Annotated in this window: 6 protein-coding genes; 3 read left to right on the forward strand and 3 right to left on the reverse strand. The window is 69.5% G+C overall.

The features are described 5' to 3' along the window. Nucleotides 1-160: 160 nt before the first annotated feature. A complete protein-coding gene (locus tag AX685_RS12400) occupies nucleotides 161-466 on the reverse strand; it encodes a cell division protein ZapA (RefSeq protein WP_066489136.1) in 306 nt (101 codons plus the stop codon). Next, on the reverse strand, nucleotides 466-642 hold the full coding sequence (locus AX685_RS22635) for a hypothetical protein (RefSeq protein WP_176484793.1): 177 nt from the start codon (nucleotides 640-642) through the stop codon (nucleotides 466-468). The genes AX685_RS12400 and AX685_RS22635 overlap by 1 nt, the downstream gene beginning before the upstream one ends. 147 nt (nucleotides 643-789) lie before the next feature. On the opposite strand from AX685_RS22635, the gene gap reads away from it, so the two are divergent. The 3 genes from gap to AX685_RS12415 all read left to right on the forward strand — a co-directional run bounded on the left by gap (nucleotide 790) and on the right by AX685_RS12415 (nucleotide 3,537). Continuing rightward, nucleotides 790-1,791, forward strand: coding sequence for a type I glyceraldehyde-3-phosphate dehydrogenase (gene gap / locus AX685_RS12405; protein WP_066489138.1), 1,002 nt, complete (start codon nucleotides 790-792; stop codon nucleotides 1,789-1,791). A gap of 97 nt (nucleotides 1,792-1,888) precedes the next feature. Then, nucleotides 1,889-2,347 carry an MOSC domain-containing protein gene (locus AX685_RS12410; protein ID WP_066489140.1) on the forward strand — a complete coding sequence of 153 codons (459 nt, stop codon included), beginning with the start codon at nucleotides 1,889-1,891 and terminating at the stop codon, nucleotides 2,345-2,347. Next, nucleotides 2,344-3,537 carry a phosphoglycerate kinase gene (locus AX685_RS12415; protein WP_066489143.1) on the forward strand — a complete coding sequence of 398 codons (1,194 nt, stop codon included), beginning with the start codon at nucleotides 2,344-2,346 and terminating at the stop codon, nucleotides 3,535-3,537. The genes AX685_RS12410 and AX685_RS12415 overlap by 4 nt, the downstream gene beginning before the upstream one ends. Before the next feature lie 18 nt (nucleotides 3,538-3,555). Here the strand turns inward: AX685_RS12415 and AX685_RS12420 are convergent. After that, nucleotides 3,556-4,011, reverse strand: a 456-nt coding sequence (locus AX685_RS12420) for a TlpA family protein disulfide reductase (RefSeq protein WP_066489146.1), incomplete at its 5' end; no start/stop codon positions are given.

Raw genomic sequence — 4,011 nt, forward strand, 5'->3', positions numbered from 1 at the left:
CCGCCATGGCCGTTGGCCAAAGTATCCACTGACGCCCAGTACGTCAGGTGGGGATCATATGCGTCGGGCCAGGGCCCGGGCAGGGACAACCCCCGCGGATGATGAATAGCCTCAGGGATAATTTCAGGCTCGTACCGGGCAGAACCCGCCGCCCGACGATCTAGGCGCTCGGCGCGGCATTCTCAAGGGCGTCGGCAAGCGATTCGAGGCGGCGGGTCAGCCGGTCGAGCGCGGCCGCCTCGGGCGTTTCGGGCGGCGGCTTCTGCCGTTCGTCGATCAGCTGGTCCGCGACCATCAGCGCGGCGAGCAGGAAAGCGCGGTTCGCGCCCCCCGCACCCGCGGCGCGGCGCGCGTCGGCCCAATGTTCCTCGATGATCGCCGCGGCCTGGTGCAGCCGGTCCTCGCCGCCGTCGCGGCAGCCGACGTCGTGAGTCGTGTCGCCGATCCTGAGCGTGACGATCGCCATCAGTCGTTTCCTTCGCCGGCGATGATCTCGTCCAGCGCGGCCACCGCCTCGCCCATCCGTTGCCGCAGCGCCGCGTGGCGGCGTTCCATCACGGCGGCGGCGGTGCGGCGGTCCTCCACCACCCGTTCGATACGGTCGATGGCGGCTTCGAGCCGGGTGATCGCGGGATTGTCCATGGCGCTTGCGATAGGATCGCGTGCCAGCCCCGACAAGCCCGATCGCGCCCCGTTACCGGACGGGATGACGCGCCGCGGCGGTTGACGGACGCGCCCGCGCCTGCGCAAAGACCCGCCGTTCACCGAATATCGGGCGAGGGAGGCATCATGACGAAGGTAGCGATCAACGGCTTCGGACGTATCGGCCGGCTGGTGGCGCGCGCACTGCTGGAGCGCGGCAGCGAGCTGGAACTGGTGGCGATCAACGACCTTGCCGATACCAAGTCGAACGCCTGGCTGTTCAGCCGCGACAGCGTCCACGGCAAATATGCCGGCACCGTCGAGGCGGACGGGCAGGACATGGTGATCGACGGCAAGCGCATCCGCGTCACCGCCGAGCGCGATCCGGCCAACCTGCCGCACAAGGAACTGGGCGTCGATCTGGTGCTGGAATGCACCGGCTTCTTCACCGACCGCGCCAGCGCGCAGAAGCATATCGACGCGGGCGCGAAGAAGGTGCTGATCTCCGCCCCGGCCAAGGGCGTCGACCTGACCGTCGTCTACGGCGTCAACCACGACAAGCTGGAGGCCGGGCACACGATCGTGTCGAACGCATCGTGCACCACCAACTGCCTGGCGCCGGTGGCCAAGGTGCTGAACGATGCGATCGGCATCGAGCGCGGGCTGATGACCACCATCCACGCCTATACCAACGACCAGAAGATCCTGGACCAGATCCATCCCGACCTCCGCCGGGCGCGCGCCGCGGCGATGAGCATGATCCCGACCACCACCGGCGCCGCGCGCGCGGTGGGCGAAGTGCTGCCCGAGCTGAAGGGCAAGCTGGACGGTTCGGCGGTACGCGTGCCGACCCCGGACGGCAGCCTGATCGACCTGACCTTCACCCCCAAGCGCGACACTACTCGCGACGAGGTCAACGCGCTGCTGAAGGCGGCCGCGGAAGGGCCGATGAAGGGCGTGCTGGACTATTCGGACGAACCGCTGGTGTCGATCGACATCGTCCACACGCCGGTATCCTCGACGGTCGACAGCCTGGAGACCGCGGTGCTGGACGGCAAGCTGGTGCGCGTCGTCAGCTGGTACGACAACGAATGGGGCTTCTCCAACCGGATGGTCGATACCGCGACGGCGATGGCGAAGCTGGGGTGATGAGCGCGCCCGACACGTCACCCCGGCGGAAGCCGGGGTCTCCCTGTAACGGGGAGATGCCGGCTTTCGCTGGCATGACGTTGTGGCGGGATAGCCGATGACCGGCCGCTTGCTGGGCATCGCGCGCCACGCCCGGTCGCGCGCACCGATGGAGCTGGTGGAGCGCGTCGAGGTGACGCGCGACGGCGGGATCCACGGCGATTTCCGCGGCGCGATGCGCGGCAAGCCCTACCGGCGGCAGGTGACGCTGATCGAGCGCGGCGACTGGGAGGGGGCGATGGCCGAGGTGGGCCATCGCATCGGCTGGCAGGAACGGCGCGCCAACCTGCTGGTCGATGGCATTGACCTTCCCAGGGTGCCGGGCGTGCGGCTGCGGATCGGCGCCGACGTGGTGCTGGAGATCACCCGCGAATGCGATCCGTGCGAGCGGATGGAAGCATTGGCCGATGGCTTGCGCGCGGCGTTGACCCCCGATTGGCGCGGCGGCGCGTGCGCGATGGTGGTCGAGGGCGGATGGATCGCGCTCGACGATGCAATCAGGATCGAGGAATCATGACCAAGTCGTTCCGAACGCTGGATGATATCGGCGACGTCCAGGGCCGCCGCGTGCTGGTGCGCGAGGATCTGAACGTGCCGCTGGCCGATGGCCGCGTCACCGACGACACGCGGCTGCGCGCCACCGTCGCGACCGTCGCCGAACTGGCCGACCAGGGCGCGATCGTGCTGGTGCTGGCGCATTTCGGCCGGCCCAAGGGCGTGCCGAGTGCCGAGCTGTCGCTGGCGCAGATCGTCAAGCCGTATGAAGCGGTACTGGGCCGCCCGGTCCGCTACGTCGACTGGGAAGGCGCGGCGGACGCGGTGGCGACGATGCAGCCGGGCGATATCGGCGTGCTGGAGAACACGCGCTTCTTCGGCGGCGAGGAGAAGAACGATCCGGCGGTGGTCGCGCGCTTCGCGGCGCTGGGCGAGCTGTACGTCAACGACGCCTTTTCCGCCGCGCACCGCGCACATGCCTCGACCGAGGGACTGGCGCACGCGCTGCCCGCGTTCGCCGGGCGCGCGATGGAGGCGGAGCTGGACGCGCTGGAAAAGGCGCTGGGCAAGCCCGAGCATCCGGTCGCCGCGGTGGTCGGCGGGGCGAAGGTGTCGACCAAGCTGGACGTGCTCAAGCATCTGGTGGCGAAGGTTGATCACCTGATCATCGGCGGCGGCATGGCCAACACCTTCCTGGCGGCGCGCGGAGTCGACGTGGGCAAGAGCCTGTGCGAGCACGACCTGACCGGCACCGCCGAGGAGATCCTGGACGCCGCGGACAAGGCCGGCTGCACCGTGCATTTGCCCTATGACGTGGTGGTCGCGAAGGAATTCAGGGCGAACCCGCCGACGCGCACCGTCAACGTGCACGAAGTGGCGGCGGACGAGATGATCCTGGACGTCGGCCCCGCCGCGGTCGAGGCGCTGGGCGACGTGCTCAAGACGTGCCGGACGCTGGTGTGGAACGGCCCGCTGGGCGCGTTCGAGACCGCGCCGTTCGACACCGCCACGGTGGCGCTGGCGCGGACCGCCGCGGCGCTGACCAAGGAAGGCAGCCTGGTGTCGGTGGCGGGCGGCGGCGACACGGTTGCGGCGCTGAACCACGCGGGTGCGGGCGAATCGTTCACCTTCGTATCGACCGCGGGCGGCGCGTTCCTGGAATGGATGGAAGGGCGCGAGCTGCCCGGCGTCGCGGCATTGTTGCGCGACTGAGCCGCCTGCGTGCCCGCGCTATGCCGCCGGCGCGGCGGGCGCGGGCGCCGGTTCGTTCAGCAGCGGGACGATGACGCGGTTGAGATCGTCGAGCGTGAAGGCGCCCGCTTGCGCGTAACGGACGCGTCCTGCACGATCGATGACGTAGTTCGTCGGCAGGCCGGTGATGTCGCGATACGGCCCGGTCATCCGGCGCACCGGCGTGATGTGGAGCGCGGCGAACAGCGGCTTCATCTTCGACAGCGGCAGCGAATCCTCGGTCATCGCGGCGAACACGCGCAGGCCGTGGCGCTGTTGCAGCGCGTAATAGGCGTCGAGCAGCGGCAGTTCCTGACGGCACGGCGCGCACCAGGTCGCCCAGTAATTGAGGATCACCACCTGTCCGCGCAGGTGGTCGGACGTGATCTTCGTGCCGTCGATCGTCGTCAGCGTGAAGGGCGGTGCGGCCTGCCCGACCGCCGGCGGGCGCGCGAC

The organism is Sphingomonas sp. CCH9-F2 (assembly GCF_001556735.1).
Classification (GTDB): Bacteria; Pseudomonadota; Alphaproteobacteria; order Sphingomonadales; family Sphingomonadaceae; genus Sphingomonas; species Sphingomonas ginsenosidimutans.